This is a genomic window from Streptomyces sp. NPDC002853 (assembly GCF_053591915.1).
Genome location: NZ_JBSFUS010000009.1, coordinates 241,673 through 258,892, shown reverse-complemented (window position 1 = coordinate 258,892; position 17,220 = coordinate 241,673). Strand labels below are relative to the sequence as shown.

Sequence of the window (17,220 nt, the reverse complement as noted above, 5' to 3'; positions counted from 1 at the left end):
CCCTGCAGGCCGTGTCCTCATGAGCTGCATGTTCTGCGAGTTCCGCGTATACCGCACGTCAGATCATTGAACTCGAACGTGACGCAGCCCACAGGCACTTCCCGGAAGTTCGACAAAATCGCTGCCCGCCAAATATGGGGAGCAGGCGCGGTGCCCAGAATCAGACGCACGTCCATAGATTCGCACGAACGGCTGGCGCCGAGTGATCAGCCCTGGTCATCCGTTTCACGCCCTCTCAAAAAACCGGTTGAGCCCGGCCGCCACGGTTCCTAGGGTGTGAGTCATCACGGAGAGGAGGTGGTTCGGCAGATGTATGGAAACCGGACGCGTGAGGTGACTGCGGGCTAGTGGCCCGTCGTCGCAACTCGATTTCGGCGCCGGACCAGCACGTGTGATGTGCGTGCGACCGGCCCAATCCCAAGCAGTCACCCGACCCGCGAGCCGCCGGTGAGTCCGGCCGGCTTCCCGCCGTCTCGTACGGCGGGGACCACGGCTCGCGGGTCGTCTGCGTCTTAGGGCGCCTCTCAGCCCTTGCTGACCGCCGTGAGGATCTCCGGCAGCCGCCTCGCCACCCTCGGTGCCGCGAGCCGCAGGCCGATGTAGGTGATCAGTGCTCCGTAGGCTGCGCCCAGCGGCAGCAGCACCCAGGACCAGGAGCTCTCGCCCGCGACGTGCAGCCAGATCGTGAAGGCGAGCACCGGGGCGCAGAGCAGGGCCGCGGCGACCATGCCGCCGAAGATCGAGATCCAGGCCAGGCCCGCCTGCCCGGGGGCCACGTTCTTGTAGCCCTCCTGCGGGATCGAGTAGGGGAAGCGCGCCGATGACCAGGCGCCGGTCGCCAGCATCGCGCCGAGCAGGGCGAACGAGAGGCCGAGCCCCTCCGCCAGGCCGGTCCAGTCGCCGAGCACGGCAGCCGTGATGACCGTCACCAGCGTCGCGTACGGGAGGGTGATGGCGAGCAGGGCCAGGGCGCGGGCGCGGATCTCGATGTACGCGTCGTGCGTCGAGGAGATCGTCATCGCGACCATCCAGAACGCCGAGGTGTCCTGGCCGAACTGGTTGTACATCAGGACGCCGAGCATCCCGGCCGCGAAGCACGCGAAGTAGATGGAGCCGGTGCCCTGGAGGGCGTTGAAGAGCGGCACGATGAGGCCGATGGCCAGGGACGTCACCCAGGCCGCCTTCGTCTTGGGGTCGCGCCACACGTAGCGCAGGCTGCGTTCCATGACCGTGCCGGTGCGGCCGCCGGGGAGCAGCCGTCCCAGGCCGTGTGCCGCGCGCGCCTTGGTGGGTTCCGCCGCCGCGAGCGTGGAGCCGTCCGGGGTCGTCATCAGGTGGGTCAGGCTGCGTTGCCAGAGAGCGAGCAGGCCGGCGAGGACCGCGGCGCTCAGGGCGAGTTGGACGGCCCCGGTGGCGTACGAGCCCTCGCTCACCGAGTCGACGGCGCCGATCGCCGAGGCGGGCGGGATCCAGCGCACGACGTCCGCCGCCGGGTCGAGCTGCGAGAGCCCCGACGAACCGAGGCGCTGCGCACCGAAGTTGACGACCTGCGCGCCGACGGCGATGAGCAGGCCGCTCAGGACGGCCAGGTCGCGTCCCTTTCGGCTGGTCAGCAGGCGGATGTTGGCGGCGGCGACGGTGCGCGCGAGGGCCACGCAGATGAGCAGGGTGAGCGCGATGGCCAGGACGCCGGTGACTGCCGCTGTCGCACCGTGGGCGAGCGCGATGACCGAGCCGAGCGCGAGACAGAGGGTGAAGAGCGGGCCGATGCCGACCAGCGACGCGACGAGGAGCGCGCGCACCAGCGGGCGGGGGCGCAGCGGCAGCATCACCAGGCGGGTGGGGTCGAGGGTCTCGTCGCCGCTGGGGAAGAACAGCGGCATCACCGCCCAGCCGAGCGCGAGCACCGCGGTGAGCAGGACCGAGACGGTGGCGGCGTGTTCGTTGCCGCGCAGTGCGATCAGGCCGATGAGCTGGAGGGCTGCGACGAGGAGCGCGGCGGCGACGGACGCGATGTAGGCGGCGCGGCGGCCGGTCGACTGGTGCAGGCCGTTGCGCAGGAGGGACAGCTTCAGGCGTACGAAGACCGGGGTGATGGAGGGGGCGGCCGCGGCCACGGGTGGCGTGCTCATCGGGTGCCGCCGCCGAGCCAGTCGAGGTGCGATCCGGTGTCGCGGCCGCCCGCGCCGACCAGTTCGAGGAACGCCTGCTGGAGCGAGGGGGAGTCGCCGCGCACCTCGGCGAGGGTGCCCTGCGCGCGGATGCGGCCCGCGGCCATCACGGCGACCCAGTCGCAGAGTGATTCGACGAGTTCCATGACGTGGGAGGAGAAGACGACCGTCGCGCCGGAGGCGGTGTAGCGCTCGAGGACGCCGCGGATGGTCTGTGCGGAGACCGGGTCGACGCCTTCGAAGGGCTCGTCGAGGAAGAGGACTTCGGGGTTGTGGAGCAGGGCCGCGGCGAGGCCGATCTTCTTGCGCATGCCGGTCGAGTAGTCGACGACGAGTTTGTGCTGGGCGCCTGCGAGGTCGAGTACGTCGAGGAGTTGAGTAACTCGCTTGTCGACCTCGTCGCCGGGGAGCCCGCGCAGGCGCCCGGTGTACGCGAGGAGTTCGCGCCCGGAGAGCCGCTCGAAGAGGCGCAGCCCTTCGGGGAGGACGCCGATGCGGGCCTTGACCTGGACGGGGTCGGCCCACACGTCGTGGCCGACGACCTCGACCGTGCCCCGGTCGGGGCGCAGGAGCCCGGTCACCATCGAGAGGGTGGTGGTCTTGCCGGCGCCGTTCGGGCCGACGAGGCCGATGAACTTGCCGGCGGGGAGGGAGAGGTCGATCCCGGCGACGGCGATCTGCTGGCCGAAGGCCTTCCACAGCCCCTGCACTCTCACCGCCGCGGGCGGTACTGCCCTGGTCACCTCGGTCACCTCGGTCACCGTGTCCGCCTTTCGTCGCCGTTTCCGCACGATACGTCGGGGGGAAGCACAAACGCCGGACGGGAGCTGGAAAACCAGCCCGTCCGGCGTCCGTGCGCCCCGGCGATGCCCTACCGCCGTGCCTCGCGCCCGCACGCGTAGGCGAGCGGCGAGATGATCTCCTCCGCGTCGGGGAGCCAGCGGTTCGCGGCGGTGGGGCGACAGGCCCACTGCACGGCGCCGGTCGCGCCGAACCGGGTCGGCGGCGCGGCGACATAGGCACCCTCGCCGAGCGAGACCAGGTCGATCGCGGCGGGCGGCCAGCCCAGCTTGCGCACCAGGTCAGGGACCTTGGCGGTGGCGCCGGGGAGGACGAAGAACTGCATGCGGCGGTCCGGCGTACAGGTCACCGGGCCGAGCGTCAGTTCCATGCGCTCCATGCGGGCGAGTGCGAGGAACCCGGCCGTCTCCGGCACGTCGATGGCGTCGAACGTACGACCCGTCGGCAGCAGGATCGACGCCTTCGGCTGCTTGTTCCAGAGCCGCCTGGCGACGGTCGCGCTGCCCGTCGCCTGTGTCGCCCAGTCCTCGCGCGCCGGGTGCGAACCGGGCGTCGTGCACGCGGTGTCACCGCACGAGCAGATCTCGGCCCCCTCGACGGACTCGAGCCACGTCCCGGGGAACACGTCCCAGTGGCGCTCTTCCGCGTATCGCACGGCCGTGTCCAGCAAGGATTCTCCGCGCTGCTTCGGGATGTGCGCGGCTGACGTGACTCCCATGGTCTCTTCCACGGACTTCTCAACTCCGCCCGACACCTACGGTTACGGCCGTCGCGTGCGCGGGGGCGGAGCATCGATCCTGCATGTGGGGCGCATGGGTGCACGGGCGGGGGCGCGCATGGGGAATGGGTTCCATGTGCGGGTAGCCAAGGCTGTGGCACTCCGAAGATGCCCAGTTGCCGACTTATCGTCCGTTTGTGGTGCATCTTCCGTTTGTCCCAAGGGCATTGATCATCTGGGGTGGCCGATTCCGGCCCCTCCGTCCAGATGAACCACGGTGCACATCAGGGGGTACGCCATGGCCGCAAGGCCGCTCGTCGCGCGGCAGCCCAACGAAAGGCTGCAGGCACTCATTCAGGAAGCGGGCTGCTCGAACGCGGGCCTGGCCCGCCGGGTCAACATGTGCGGCGCGGAGCACGGTCTCGATCTGCGCTACGACAAGACGTCGGTCGCCCGGTGGCTGCGCGGTCAGCAGCCGCGCGGCAGGGCGCCCGGCATCATCGCGGAGGCCCTCGGCCGCAAGCTGGGCCGGACGGTCACGATCGACGAGATCGGCATGGCCAACGGCAAGAACCTCGCCTCCGGCGTCGGCCTGCAGTTCTCGCCCACCGTGCTCGGCGCCATCGAGCAGGTCTGCGAGCTGTGGCGCAGCGACGTGGGGCGGCGGGACTTCCTGTCCGGCTCGTCCGTCGCCGCTTCCGCGCTCGTCGAGCCGAGCCGCGACTGGCTGATCTCGTCGCCGGACGCGCAGGTCGGCCGGATGGCCGGGCCGCGGGTCGGGCTCTCCGACGTGGCGGCGGTGCGGGCCATGACGGAGGCGCTGACGCAGCTGGATCACCAATACGGCAGCGGGCATGTGCGGCCGGTCGTCGTGCACTACCTGAACAGCGTGGTGTCGGGACTGCTCGCCGGTTCGTACCGCGAGGCGGTGGGGCGCGAACTGTTTGCCGCCGTCGCGCGGTTGACGGAACTCGCCGGGTACATGGCGGTGGACACGGGCCAACCCGGCCTGGCCCAGCGCTATTACATCCAGGCGCTGCGCCTCGCCCAGGCGGCGGGCGACCGCGGATACGGCGGCTATGTACTGGCGGCGTCCATGAGCCATCTCGCGGCCCAGCTCGGGAACCCGCGGGAGATCGCGCAGTTGGCGCGGGCGGCCCAGGAGGGGACGCGCGGGCGGGTCACCCCGCGCGCGGAGGCCATGTTCTACGCCGCCGAGGCCAGGGGGCACGCGCTGCTCGGGGACGGGCGCTCGACCCAGGTGGTCGCGGGCCGTGCGGTCGAGGCGATGGACCGGGCGTCCGGCGAAGCGGAATCCGGCGACGACCCCGTCTGGATCAAGCACTTCGACCACGCCTATCTGGCCGATGAACTCGCGCACTGCCACCGTGACTTGGGGCAGGCGGACGCGGCCGCCCGCAGCGCCGAGGAGTCCCTCGCGGGGCATCCGGAGACACGGGCGCGGCGGCGGGCGATCGGCCTGGTCCTGCTCGCCACGGCGCAGGTGCAGCGGCGTGACATCGAGCAGGCGTGCCACACGGGTCTGAAGGCGGTCGAACTGCTCGGCACGCTGCGGTCGAATCGCGGCGCCGAGTATCTGGAGGACTTCCAGCAGCGGCTCGATCCCTACCGCGAGGAGCCGGTGGTAAGGGAGTTCGGGGCGCGGATGGACATCCAGGCGGCGTGAAGGAGTGCGGGATCGGGTGCGTGAAGGGTTTGTGACGTGTGTCGCGCTCCGGTGAACGTGGCCCGTCCCGGCCCTTTCCGCACCGTGAACGGCAACTCCCGTGCGCGTTCGAAACTCCCTGGTGACGTAATCAGCGTTTCGCGGAGAGCTTTTGTTACTTCCGCGATTGATGCGGTCGCGGAGGTTTGAGCTGCGTGGCAGACGGCTGTGGCGACCCGGTAGCGTGAGCCGACGGTTCCGTAGGTCCCCCATTCGTAGGAGTCCCGGTGACGCAGCAAGGCGGGCAGGGTGCCGCTTCCTCCGATCCGCATTCCGCGGACCGGCACGCGCACGAAGGCATCGTGCTGCCTGCCGACGGAAGCGAACCCCTGATGCCCGGCACCACCGGCGACCACGTCGCCCCCGCGGGCGGCAGCCCCTGGGGCCAGCCGTGGGGCCCGGCCCCGGCGGACCCGCAGCCCGGCGCGGGCCGCCCCTGGGACGCCCACCAACAGCAGTACGGCACAGCCACCCCCCTGCCCGCCGAGGGCGCACCACACCAGGACTACGCGCAGGACGCTTCGTACGGGGGCCGGCCTGCGGGCGACTCGTACGGGGGCCAGGGCACGTACAACGGACAGCAGCAGGCCGGCGCCTACAACGACCAGCAGCAGGCCGGCGCGTACAACGGTCAGCAGCAGGCAGGTGCGTACGGCGGCCAGACCCCGGGCGGCGCGTACGGGGCCCAGCAGCAGGGCGGTTCCTACGGCCCACCACAGAACGCGGACGCACCATACGGGGGGCAGCCGCAGGGCGGGCAGTACACCGGCGGCCAGCAGGCGGGGCAGCCCACGGGGCACGTTCCGGGTGGGCAGCCCGCGGGGCAGTCGCAGGGCGGCCAGCACGCGGGTCAGCCGCAGGGCGAGCTGTACGGGGGCCAGTCCCAGGGTGGTCAGCACGCAGGCCAGCCGACCGGCGGTCAGCACGCGGGGCAGCCCGCAGCGCACGCTCAGGGTGGTCAGCACGCGGGGCAGCCCGCAGCGCACGCTCAGGGTGGCCAGCATGCGGGTCAGCCGCAGGGTGAGCCGTACGCGGGGCAGTCGCTGGGGGGTCAGCAGGCGGGGCTCCCTCAGGGGGGTCAGCACGCCGCTCAGTCGCAGGGTGGTCAGCACTCGGGTCAGTTGACCGGCAGCCAGCAGGCGGGGCAGTCCCAGGGTGGTCAGCACGCAGGCCAGCCGACCGGCGGCCAGCACGCGGGGCTCCCGCAGGGTGGGCAGCACGCCGCTCAGGCGGCAGGTGGTGCGCACGCGAGACCGGCGGCCGGTGGCGCCCACGCCGGGCAGCCCGGCAACGCCTCGAACCCCGGGCAGTCGGCCGGAGCCTCGTACCCCGGCCGGCCCGCCGACGCCTCGTACCCTGGGCAGCCGCTTCCCCAGGCCGGGCAGGCCGGGCAGCTTCCCCCCGGCGGCTCCGGGGCCGGTGCGCCGTTGCCGCCCGTTGCCGGAGGTCTCGCGCCGCTGGCGGCCGCCGGTGCGGGTGACGCGGACGCGACGCAGTACATACCCGCGACGCCCGCCGCAGACGAAGGCGCCACCCAGTACATACCCGCCACGCCCGCCGCAGGCGCCGGCGTCGACGAAGGTGCCACCCAGTACATACCCCCCGTCGCCCCCGGCGCCCTGCCGCCCGAGGCGCCCGCCGGGGAGGGCACGCAGTTCCTGGGGCGCACGCCGATGCCCCCGGCGGCCGGTTCCGACAACGAGCCCACGCAGTTCATCGCCCCCGTGCCCGCCGAGCCGGGCAAGGCACCCTTCGGGATACGGCCCGGCGCCCCGGGTGACCGGCAGCCGCCCGCCGAGTTCGACAGCCTCTTCCGTACCGAAGCACCGGAATCCGAAGGCCCCGCGTCCACCCAGCAGATGCCCCGCTTCGAGCCGCCGCAGCCCGCGGGCCACGGCCAGGGCGGCGACGGCGGTGGCCGAGCGGCACGCCGCGCCGCCGCCGCGGCCCCCGCGGCCCGCGGCGGAGGCCGCACCGGGTCGAAGGTGCCGCTCTTCGCGGCCGTCGGAGTCGTCATCGCGCTGGTCGGCGTCGGAGCGGGCGCCCTCCTCAGCGGCGGTGGCGGTGACGAGGAGAAGGACAGTCCGCAGACCGTCTCCGAGTCCGCGCCCGCCGACGAGAAACCCTCGCCCTCCGTCGACCCCGTCAAGGAGCAGGCCGTCGCCCTGGACAAGCTCCTGGCCGACAGCAACAACAGCCGTGACTCGGTGATCGGCGCCGTACGCAACGTAGGAAAGTGCACCGACCTCGCCCAGTCGGCCACCGATCTGCGCAACGCGGCCAAGCAGCGCAACGGCCTGGTCACGCGCCTCTCGCAGCTCTCCGTGGACAAGCTCCCGGCCAACGCCCAGCTGACGGCCTCCCTCACCAAGGCGTGGAAGGCGTCCGCCGCAGCCGACAACCACTACGCCGCGTGGGCGGGCCAGGTCGCGGGCAAGAAGGGCTGCAAGAAGGGCCACGCCCGCACGACGCCGCAGGCCGTCGCGGGGAACAAGTCCAGCGGCGAGGCGACCACGGCCAAGCAGGAAGCGGCCGGGCTGTGGAACACCATCGCCGAGCAGTACGGCCTCACCACACGCGACAAGTCACAGCTGTAGGACGGTGAAGGGGCCGGGAGCGGGTCACGTGACCTGCTCCAGCGTCTTCGAGACGTTCACGAAGCCCTTGCGCGCCGGCACCAGGCGGCCGTCGCGCACCATCTGGAACGTGACGTCGGCGTTGACCAGGCGCGGGAAGTCGCTGGCCGCGAGCATGTCCTTGAAGCGCCAGCTCAGAGTGGGCGTGAGCCCGCCCGTCCGTACCTGGAGCCCCTCGTCGAGGGCCCGCCGCAGCGTCCGCGAGGAGACCTCGCCGCCCTTGAGCGACTCGACGGCCTGCTTCAGGACGGTGTAGGCGATCCACGTCGTCTGCACGCCCGCGTCCGTCGGGTCGACCCGGTTGTCGCCGAACGCCTGCCGGCGGATGACCTCGCGCATGTCGTCCCAGCGCGGATCACTGGCCGCCGGATACCAGCCGGTGAGGTAGGCGCCCTCGTACGGTCCGTTGCCGCCGCCCGTGCGGTCGACGAGGGACTGGTCGACGCTGCCGAGCACGGAGGAGATCTTCGCGGTCGGGTACGCGTCCTCGGTGCGCCGGTAGGAGTCGTAGAACGTGTCCGTGCGCTCGCCGAGCGCCGCCGTCACACAGCCCCCGGTGCCCGCGCGCTCCAGCGCCTGCTCGGCCTGCGCGGTGAAGTCGGTGCCGTCCTCCGGCGCCCGTATGTCGGCGGCGGGCTTGCGGTGGCCCTCGGCGAGGCCCGCGTCCAGGAGCCCGGGGAGGTCGTCGCCCGCGATCGTGTCGGGGCGTACGAGGGAGACGCGCTCGCAGCGGGCGGCGAGCTGCCGGCCGTTGCCCGCCATCAGCGCCGGTTCGCCGCCGTTGACGGGGTACGAAAGGGGGCTGCTGAACTCTTCGTCGGTGACGCCGTATCCGCCGATGTAGGGGATGCCGGCGACTTCGAGGGGAGAGAGGAAGGAGCGGCCGTGCTGGCTGTAGGAGCCGACGACGGCCGCGACGTCGTGGTCGACCGCCTTGCGGGCGCAGTCGGCGGCACCCACCGGGTCGTTGTGGTCGTTGCAGGTGATGACCTTGAGCTCGCGGCCGTCGAGGCCGCCGTTCGCGTTGACCCAGCGCGCGTAGGCCTGTGCCATCGCGGGGATTCCGGGCTTGTTCGTGGCCTTTGTCTTCTCGGGGGCCCAGGTCATGACCGTGACAGGGTCTTCCCTGGATCCCCCCGTGGAACCAGGGATGACCCCGCACGCGGTGGTCAGGGACGCACCCGCCGCCACCAGGGCGGCCGCGGTGAGCAGTGCGGTCTTGGAGGGGCGGGGGAGCATGGTGCGTCGCGAGACGGGCATGGTCCTGCACGATTCCGCCGCAGTGCCAACCATGGAGTGACGCGCTCTCAACGCATGGTGACAAGAAGGTGAATGACAGGGGCCGATTCGGCTGCGCCGAGGGGGAACGTACGATCGATGACCGTGCAAGGTTCGGAGAACTCTTCCCGTCGCGGCCGTCGCTCAAGCACCATGGGCGGCATGCCAACGAACGACATGCCATGGTGGCGCTGGCGCAGCAACGTGCGCTCGGCTCTTCACATGCTCTCCGACCCGGGGTTCCAGCGTGAGTGCTGGCTCGCCGGGCGCGAGGAGTACGGGGACGTGACCGACGCCGTGTACCGCCTGGTCGAGGACACGTGGCTCGACAACTGGTCCGCCGAGAAGTACGTCGGGACGATCTTCCGTGACGCGGAGGAGGCGGCCCTGGTCGACACCGCGGTGCTGCGGGTCCTGCGGATCATGCACGAGGTGGGTCCGGACGCGCTGGTGTCCGCCTATCTCGATCACCCGGGGTGGCCGGAGGCGGTCCGCGCCGCGCGCGAGGCCCATGTGCGGCTCGCCGCGAGTGACGGGGAGGACCCCGACGAGGCTCCCCGGACGCTCGAGGTCCTGCGCATCCTGACCCGGTCGGCGAGCTAGACGCCAGCCCGCCCGGGGCATGGACCCTTCGCCGTTCGGGGCACGGACCTCTCGCCGTCCGGGGCATGGACCGTGGTCCCGTGGGGTGCCCTGATTGTGGGAACCTTGGGCGCATGAACGAGAAGGTCCCCGCCCCCGCTGAGCAGTACGTCCTCACCCTCTCCTGCCCGGACAAGCAGGGCATCGTGCACGCCGTGTCGAGTTACCTCTTCATGACCGGCTGCAACATCGAGGACAGCCAGCAGTTCGGTGACCACGACACCGGGCTCTTCTTCATGCGCGTCCACTTCTCGGCGGAGCCGCCGGTGACCGTCGAGAAGCTGCGGGCGAGCTTCGCCGCGATCGGTGACTCCTTCCACATGGACTGGCAGGTGCACCGCGCCGACGACAAGATGCGCGTCGTCCTGCTGGTGTCGAAGTTCGGGCACTGCCTGAACGACCTGCTCTTCCGCTCGCGCATCGGCGCGCTGCCGGTCGAGATCGCCGCGGTCGTCTCGAACCACACGGACTTCGCCGAGCTCGTCGCCTCGTACGACATCCCCTTCCACCACGTCCCGGTGACGAAGGACAACAAGGCGCAGGCCGAGGCGCAGATCCTGGAGCTCGTGCGCGCGCAGGACGTGGAGCTCGTCGTCCTGGCCCGCTACATGCAGGTCCTTTCGGACGACTTCTGCAAGCAGCTCAGCGGCCGGATCATCAACATCCACCACTCCTTCCTGCCGAGCTTCAAGGGCGCGAAGCCCTACCACCAGGCGCACGCGCGCGGTGTGAAGCTGATCGGCGCCACCGCGCACTATGTGACGGCGGACCTCGACGAGGGGCCGATCATCGAGCAGGAGGTCGAGCGCGTCGGCCACGGCGTCACGCCGAACCAGCTGGTCGCGATCGGCCGGGACGTGGAGTGCCAGGCGCTCGCGCGCGCCGTGAAGTGGCACGCCGAGCGCAGGATCCTGCTCAACGGCCACCGCACGGTCGTCTTCGCCTGACCGCCGCGGGGCCCCGCGCGACGCTCGCGGGACTCACATCCGGCTCAGCGACGCCGCCGCGAACAGCACGTCCTTGATCGCCTGGCGGTCCCCGACCTGGCCGGCTGCCGCCTCCTGCGGAGACACGTGGCCCGCGGCCAGTCGGCAGAACTCGACGCCGTCCAGCGCGACATGGGCCACCTCGCGGTCCGCCGACGCGCTGGCGCCGGGGGAGTCGAGGGGGATGAACCATTCCCCGCCGCCCATGCCCTCGACCTCCAGGCGCAGGCTCCGGCCCGGGGCGCCCGCCGCCACCAGGCCGTGCGCCGGGGCGGCAAGCCCCGAGCGGCGGCGCTCGGCGAGCGTGCCGGGGAGCAGCCGGGCGGCGAGGTCGATCATGCGGTGCAGATGGCGCGGCGACGGCGGCTCGTACGGATAGTCGACCGCCTCCGCGATGTCGCCCGCGTGGATCCAGCACTCGAAGGCGCGGTCCAGCATGGAGTCCCGCAGCGGCAGTTCGACGCGGCGGCCCTGCTCGTCCGGGGCGCTGTAGGGGACGGTAAGGCCGCCGGAGCCGGAGCCGTGCGGGCCGCCCGCCGTGAAGGACACCGTGCGGATCAGCTCGTGGGACTGCTCGCGCCAGGGGCCGCGCACCGCGCGCGTGGGCGGGAAGTACGAAGCGCGCCAGTACGCCTCGGTGCGGTGGTCCGGATCGGAGTGCGGCGGGGCCTCCCTGCCGAGCGGGTCGTCCAGGCCGAGGGCCAGCGCGACCAGGCCGTCGACGGCGAGGAGGTGGGCGATCACCCCGGCCACCGTGGTCTTGCGGCTGACCGGATGGTCCTCGTCGAACCATCGCAGGCGCACCGGAGCGTGCCACTCGGAGTCGCCGATGTCCCGCAGGAGCGCGTCGAGCCGCGCGGTCTCGGCGTCGTACGGAACGGCCCACTCGGGGACCGGGATACGGGGCGGGCGCCGCCCGAGGCAGCTCTCGATGACGCGGTTGCGCAGACCCGGATCGAGGTCGAGGCTCTCCTCCTGGTGCAGCAGGCCCACCGCGTCGCGCAGCCGCAGCGCCTCTTCAGCGCAGGGCCCGCAGTGACCCAGGTGCACCTCGACGGCGAGGGCTTCCTCGACCGAGCAGGCGGCGAGCGCCCACGCCCCGAGCAGGGACTTCAGGACCCGGTGGTCGAGGGCGAGCGGAGGGTCGGGCAGGGGGTGTCCCGTGTCCTCTATGGAGGCGCGCGGCAGCGGTATGCGGGGCGGCCGACGGGAGTCCCCGTCACCGGGGCCGTCTGCACCGCCGGAGCCGCCGGAGCCGCCGGGGCCTCCCGCGCCGCCACCCGTCTCCGGGAGGTCCGGTTCCTCGAAGGGGTCATGCCGGTCGGGGCCGTTCACAGCGCTCTCCCGTAACCGGGGTGTGCGCCCGGTGCGGGGTGGGGCTCCGCGGGGCCCGCCGCGTCGTTCGCGGTGGAGAGCAGCTGCAGGCCGAGGCGGAGGCGGCGGCGCGCCTCGTCCTCCGTGACGCCGAGGTCGGCTGCCGTCTGGCGGTAGTCGCGCCGCTGGAAGTAGGCGAGTTCGAGGGCGGCACGCAGCGGGGCGGGCATGGCCGTGACGATGTAGTCGGCGCGGGCGGCGGCCGAGGCGCGGCGGACCTTGCGCTCCAGGTCCTCCGGGGTGCCCTCGCCGCCGCGGGCCAGGGCGGCGGACTCGGTCTGGCGAAGGCGCCGGACGGCCCGCTGGTGGGTGAGCGTGGCGACCCAGGAGCGCAGGGGGCCCTGCTTGGGGTCGTACGCGTCGGGGTTCTCCCAGATGTGGGCGAAGACTTCGCGGGTGATCCGGTCGGCGGCGTCCTCGTCACCGAGCACGCGGTGGGCGAGGCCGTGCACGAGCGAGGCGAAGTGGTCGTACAGCTCGCCGAGCGCGGCCGCCTCCCCGTGCGCCAGCCGCTGCTGCATGCGGCGGTCCCAGCGGCGCGGCGCGTCCTTCGCCATGCGGCCCCCTCTGCGCGTGCCGTTCCTTGCTCGTCCCGAAACCCTCCATCGAATGTAGTCGCCACCACCGACAACGCACTCCCTTTAAGGCAAAGTGCGCCTGCTCCCGGCCTCGGATGATAGGGAGCGGTGTCCCTGGTGTTTCATGGAGAGGAGCTGGGGCAGCCGCGACGTAGGAAGCGTAGGGAAGGCTTCCGCATCGGCGAGCTACGAGCGAGCGGTATCAGCGAGCGAGAGGCGTGCGAGTGACGCTGCAGGTGGCCGTGGACGAGCAGGACGGCTGGGCCGTCCTGCGGGTGTCCGGCGAGATGGACCTGGTGACCTCGCCTGTCGTGCGCCAGCGTGTGCACGACGCCGTGGCCGACGGCCGGCACAGCCTCGTGCTCGACCTCTCCGACGTGCTGTTCTGCGACTCCAGCGGTGTCGGCGTGCTGATCGCCACGCGTCGCCTGTTCCGCTCCTGTCAGGGCCGGCTGCGTCTGATACTGCCCGCGAAGGGCGCCGAGGACGGCTCCCACGTGAACCGCGTCCTCGCGGCCCTCGGCGTACGCCGGCTCTTCGAGGTCTTCCCGGACGTGACGGCCGCGGTGGACGACGAGGCGATCCCGCTCTCCGCGTGACACACCGCCCTCCCGCGGGCTCTCGGTCAACGGAGACCCAAAAGATCACCAAGGGCGGGCTCCTGGTACAACCTCTCTTGTCCCGGTCTTGGCACAAGCGTCGGCTTCCGGCCTCCGGGCGGTCGCCGAACACGTACGCTCGCTGCCAGACACACCCAGGGGACCCCCTGTGCACACGCACCCAACCGCAGAAGTGAGGCGGCCCGAACACCATGGACAGTGCCGAGTACGAGCGTAAGATCGCGGCCCGTTTCGCCAGCTTCGACCAGGACGGCAACGGCTACATCTCCCGTGAGGACTTCAGCACGGCGACCGCCGCCCTGCTCAGCGAGTTCGGCGCCACGGCACGCTCCGAGAAGGGCCAGGCCCTCTACATCGGGGCCGAGGCCTTCTGGCAGGGCATGGCCGGGATCGCCGACCGTGACGGTGACCAGCGGATCACCAAGCCGGAGTTCGTGGGCGGCGCGGTCAAGCGTCTGCGGGACAACCCGGCCCGGTTCGCGGAGATCGCGCGGCCGTTCCTGGACGCCGTGATCTCGGTCGCGGACGGCGACAGTGACGGGGCGGTCAGCCCGCAGGAGGTCGAGCGCGTGCTCAAGGCCCTCGGTGTCCCGGCGGACGTCGCGAGCGCCGCGGGCGGCTCGCTCGACACCGACGGCGACGGGCGTGTGACGGAGGAAGAGATCGTCGCGGCGTTCTCGGCGTACTTCACCGTCCCTGAGTGAGAGCCGCTCGCGTGTACTAGCTCCGCGCGAACCGCTCCCGCAGCTTGTACTTGAGCACTTTGCGCAGCGTCTCGTTGCGGGGGAGGGCCTCCACCAGCTCCAGTTGCTCCGGCAGCTTGTACGTGGAGAGTCCTTCCCCGCGCAGATAAGCCGTCAGGGAGTCGAGCGTCAGGGCCTCGTGGTCCCCCGGCCGCCGCTCGATCACCGCACAGACCCGCTCGCCCCGTTCGGGGTCCGGGAGGCCGATCACCGCCGCGTCGCCCACGGCCGGATGCCGGTGCAGCAGGTCCTCGATCTCCTTCGCGGAGATGTTCTCGCCCTTGCGGATGATGATGTCCTTGGCCCGCCCGGTGAGGACGAGGTGTCCGGTCGGCCGCAGGTGGCCGAGGTCGCCCGTGATCAGGAAGCCGTCCGCGTCGAAGACCCCCGCGCTCTGGGCGGGGTCCAAGTAGCCCTGACAGACCGCCTCCCCGCGCAGCCGCACCTCGCCGTCGACCCCGGCGGGCATTTCCCTGCCCTCGGCGTCCGTGATCCGGATCTCCATGCCCCGCGGCGGCTTTCCCTCCGTCGTCGCCAGGTTCTCCGCCGTGTCGTCCGGCGCGCCCATGGTGATCATCGGCACCTCGGTCATGCCGTACCCGTGGGTGAGTTGGCAGCCCATCTCGCGTACGACGGCGTGATAGATCTCCGGCGGCTTCGGCGCACCGCCGCCCGCGAGGAGGCGCAGGGTCGGGATGAGCCGCTCGCCCGGCGCGAGTCCGCGCTGCTCGGCGAGGAACATCGAGTAGAAGGCGGTGGAGCCGCCCGCCACGGTCACGCCGTGCCGCCGGTAGCCGTCGAGTGCGTCGGGCAGCGCGAAGGTCTCGAACATCACCGCGGGGAAGCCGTAAAGGAGCAGCATCACGGTGTAGTCGGGGCCCGCGATGTGCGCGAAGGGGAACGCCATCGAGCCGACGTCGTCCGCCGAGAGGTGCAGCGCGTGGGCGAGGCACGAGCCGCCCGCGATCAGTGAACGGTCCGTGTGCAGGACGCCCTTGGGGTCTGACGTCGTGCCTGAGGTCCAGTAGATCCAGCGCACCGAGGTGCCGTCCGAGGGGGGCGGGGGCAGGGTGGACGGGTCACCGTCGGGCAGGTCGTCGTACGTGTACGCCTCGAAGACGCCCCGCGCGCCGAGCCGTCGCGCCATCTCCGTGTGGTCGAAGCCCCGCCACACGCCCGGCACGGCGAAGAACTCCGCCTTCGACTCCCGCAGCGCGAAGCCGACTTCGCGGTCGCGGTAGAAGGGGATGACCGGTGACTGGACGGCGCCGACGCGGGCCAGCGCGAAGGAGAGCAGGGCGGTCTCGATGCGGGTGGGCAGCTGCCAGGCCACCACGGTGCCGGGGCGCACCCCCATCGCGTACAGGCCCGCGGCCACCCGTTCGGCGCGGTCGCGCAGCTCGCCGAAGGTCAGGGTCCGGTCGTCGGTGGCGTCGGCCGCGGCCTGGATGAGGACGGGCGCGTCGGGGGTGAGCCGGGCGCGGCGCTCGATGAGCTCCCAGAGGGTGCGGGACGCCCCCAGCTCGTACGCGGTCTCGTTCTCCGAGGTCCTCATGCGATCCCCTCACGGCAGCACGTGAACTGACGGCCAGTCAGATCGTGCCGAGAGCGTAAGCCTCACCGCCTTGTCGGTCCAGGGGTGCGCGGCTAGCCTGCTATCTGACGGGTCATCAGATAGCCCGAAGGGGCCGAAGAGATGACCGGAGGCGCCTTGAAAGGCAGGACACCATGACCGAGCTTCCCCGGATCGTCAGCGTCGACGACCACGTGATCGAGCCGCCGCATCTCTTCGACACCTGGCTGCCCGCCAAATACCGCGACCGCGGCCCGAGGCCCCTCACCGCCGGCATCGGCGAACTCGCCTACGTGGCCGGCAAGTACCAGATCACGATGGACCCGGACGGCCCTCCCACCGACTGGTGGATCTACGAGGACCTCAAGTTCCCGTACAAGCGGAACATCGCGGCCGTCGGCTTCGACCGCGACGACATGACCCTTGAGGGCATCACCAGGGCCGAGATGCGCCGTGGCTGCTGGGACCCGGCCGAGCGCCTCAAGGACATGGACCTGAACCACGTCGAGGCGTCCCTCTGCTTCCCCACCTTCCCCCGGTTCTGCGGCCAGACCTTCGCCGAGGCGCACGACAAGGAGGTCGCCCTGGCCTGCGTGCGCGCCTACAACGACTGGATGGTCGACGAGTGGTGCGGTGACAGCGGCGGCCGGCTCATCCCGCTCTGCATCATCCCGCTGTGGGACATCGACCTCGCCGTCGCCGAGATCAAACGGAACGCCGCGCGGGGCGTCCGGGCCGTCACCTTCTCCGAGATCCCCACTTATCTGGGGCTGCCCTCGATCCACTCCGGCTACTGGGACCCGTTCTTCGCGATCTGCCAGGAGACCGGCACCGTCGTCAACATGCACATCGGGTCGAGCTCCCAGATGCCCGCCGCCTCACCGGACGCCCCGCCCGCCGTCCAGGCCGCGCTCTCCTTCAACAACGCAATGGCCTCGATGATGGACTTCCTCTTCAGCGGCGTCCTGGTCAAGTTCCCGGCGCTCAAACTCGCCTACAGCGAGGGCCAGATGGGATGGATCCCGTACGCCCTCGAACGCGCCGACGACGTGTGGGAGGAGCACCGCGCCTGGGGCGGCGTCCGCGACCTGATCCCCGAGCCCCCCTCCACGTACTACTACCGGCAGATGTTCTGCTGCTTCTTCCGCGACAAGCACGGGGTCGCCTCCCTCGACGTCGTCGGGCGCGACAACGCCACCTTCGAGACCGACTACCCGCACGTCGACTCGACCTTCCCGCACACCAAGGAAGTCGCCCTCGACCACGTGAAGGGCCTCGACGACGAGACGGTCTACAAGCTGATGCGCGGCAACGCCATCCGCATGCTCGGCCTCGACCTGGACCGCGACATGGACCAGGGCAAGCGGGCCTGAC

General features: G+C 71.5%; 14 protein-coding genes. 7 read left to right on the top strand and 7 right to left on the bottom strand.

Translation table 11 applies throughout. The features are described from left to right. Positions 1-524: 524 nt before the first annotated feature. The 3 genes from ACWD02_RS25720 to ACWD02_RS25710 all read right to left on the bottom strand — a co-directional run bounded on the left by ACWD02_RS25720 (position 525) and on the right by ACWD02_RS25710 (position 3,690). On the bottom strand, positions 525-2,132 hold the full coding sequence (locus ACWD02_RS25720) for a transporter (protein ID WP_451214787.1): 1,608 nt from the start codon (positions 2,130-2,132) through the stop codon (positions 525-527). Continuing rightward, on the bottom strand, positions 2,129-2,932 hold the full coding sequence (locus ACWD02_RS25715) for an ABC transporter ATP-binding protein (RefSeq protein WP_451214786.1): 804 nt from the start codon (positions 2,930-2,932) through the stop codon (positions 2,129-2,131). The genes ACWD02_RS25720 and ACWD02_RS25715 overlap by 4 nt, the downstream gene beginning before the upstream one ends. Positions 2,933-3,042: 110 nt before the next feature. Then, positions 3,043-3,690, bottom strand: coding sequence for a bifunctional DNA primase/polymerase (locus ACWD02_RS25710; RefSeq protein WP_451214785.1), 648 nt, complete (start codon positions 3,688-3,690; stop codon positions 3,043-3,045). Between the two features lie 298 nt (positions 3,691-3,988). Between ACWD02_RS25710 and ACWD02_RS25705 the strand changes: the two genes are divergently transcribed. Next, positions 3,989-5,377 carry a transcriptional regulator gene (locus ACWD02_RS25705; RefSeq protein ID WP_451214784.1) on the top strand — a complete coding sequence of 463 codons (1,389 nt, stop codon included), beginning with the start codon at positions 3,989-3,991 and terminating at the stop codon, positions 5,375-5,377. Positions 5,378-5,643: 266 nt separating this feature from the next. Then, positions 5,644-8,013 carry a hypothetical protein gene (locus ACWD02_RS25700; RefSeq protein WP_451214783.1) on the top strand — a complete coding sequence of 790 codons (2,370 nt, stop codon included), beginning with the start codon at positions 5,644-5,646 and terminating at the stop codon, positions 8,011-8,013. A 24-nt stretch (positions 8,014-8,037) separates the two neighbouring features. On the opposite strand, the gene ACWD02_RS25695 is transcribed toward ACWD02_RS25700, so the two are convergent. Continuing rightward, positions 8,038-9,312 carry an ABC transporter substrate-binding protein gene (locus tag ACWD02_RS25695; protein ID WP_451214782.1) on the bottom strand — a complete coding sequence of 425 codons (1,275 nt, stop codon included), beginning with the start codon at positions 9,310-9,312 and terminating at the stop codon, positions 8,038-8,040. A gap of 117 nt (positions 9,313-9,429) precedes the next feature. On the opposite strand from ACWD02_RS25695, the gene ACWD02_RS25690 reads away from it, so the two are divergent. Together ACWD02_RS25690 and purU are read left to right on the top strand one after the other, a co-directional pair. Next, positions 9,430-9,933, top strand: coding sequence for an SCO4402 family protein (locus ACWD02_RS25690; RefSeq protein ID WP_451214781.1), 504 nt, complete (start codon positions 9,430-9,432; stop codon positions 9,931-9,933). Between the two features lie 113 nt (positions 9,934-10,046). Further along, positions 10,047-10,919, top strand: a complete 873-nt coding sequence (purU, locus tag ACWD02_RS25685; protein WP_451214780.1) for a formyltetrahydrofolate deformylase — start codon at positions 10,047-10,049, stop codon at positions 10,917-10,919. A gap of 33 nt (positions 10,920-10,952) precedes the next feature. Here purU and ACWD02_RS25680 read toward each other — a convergent pair whose 3' ends face one another. Together ACWD02_RS25680 and ACWD02_RS25675 are read right to left on the bottom strand one after the other, a co-directional pair. Further along, a complete protein-coding gene (locus tag ACWD02_RS25680) occupies positions 10,953-12,293 on the bottom strand; it encodes an MDMPI N domain containing protein (RefSeq protein ID WP_451214779.1) in 1,341 nt (446 codons plus the stop codon). Next, the gene (locus ACWD02_RS25675; protein WP_451214778.1) at positions 12,290-12,889 is read right to left on the bottom strand and encodes a sigma-70 family RNA polymerase sigma factor; all 600 of its coding nucleotides are present in this window, start codon (positions 12,887-12,889) and stop codon (positions 12,290-12,292) included. The genes ACWD02_RS25680 and ACWD02_RS25675 overlap by 4 nt, the downstream gene beginning before the upstream one ends. 245 nt (positions 12,890-13,134) lie before the next feature. Between ACWD02_RS25675 and ACWD02_RS25670 the strand changes: the two genes are divergently transcribed. Beyond that, a complete protein-coding gene (locus ACWD02_RS25670) occupies positions 13,135-13,509 on the top strand; it encodes an STAS domain-containing protein (RefSeq protein WP_363211865.1) in 375 nt (124 codons plus the stop codon). Between the two features lie 212 nt (positions 13,510-13,721). Beyond that, positions 13,722-14,234 carry an EF-hand domain-containing protein gene (locus ACWD02_RS25665; RefSeq protein WP_451214777.1) on the top strand — a complete coding sequence of 171 codons (513 nt, stop codon included), beginning with the start codon at positions 13,722-13,724 and terminating at the stop codon, positions 14,232-14,234. Between the two features lie 16 nt (positions 14,235-14,250). Here ACWD02_RS25665 and ACWD02_RS25660 read toward each other — a convergent pair whose 3' ends face one another. Beyond that, on the bottom strand, positions 14,251-15,828 hold the full coding sequence (locus ACWD02_RS25660) for a class I adenylate-forming enzyme family protein (RefSeq protein WP_451214776.1): 1,578 nt from the start codon (positions 15,826-15,828) through the stop codon (positions 14,251-14,253). A 173-nt stretch (positions 15,829-16,001) separates the two neighbouring features. On the opposite strand from ACWD02_RS25660, the gene ACWD02_RS25655 reads away from it, so the two are divergent. After that, complete coding sequence (locus tag ACWD02_RS25655; protein ID WP_451214775.1) at positions 16,002-17,219, top strand: amidohydrolase family protein; 1,218 nt, start codon at positions 16,002-16,004, stop codon at positions 17,217-17,219. Position 17,220 lies beyond the last annotated feature (1 nt).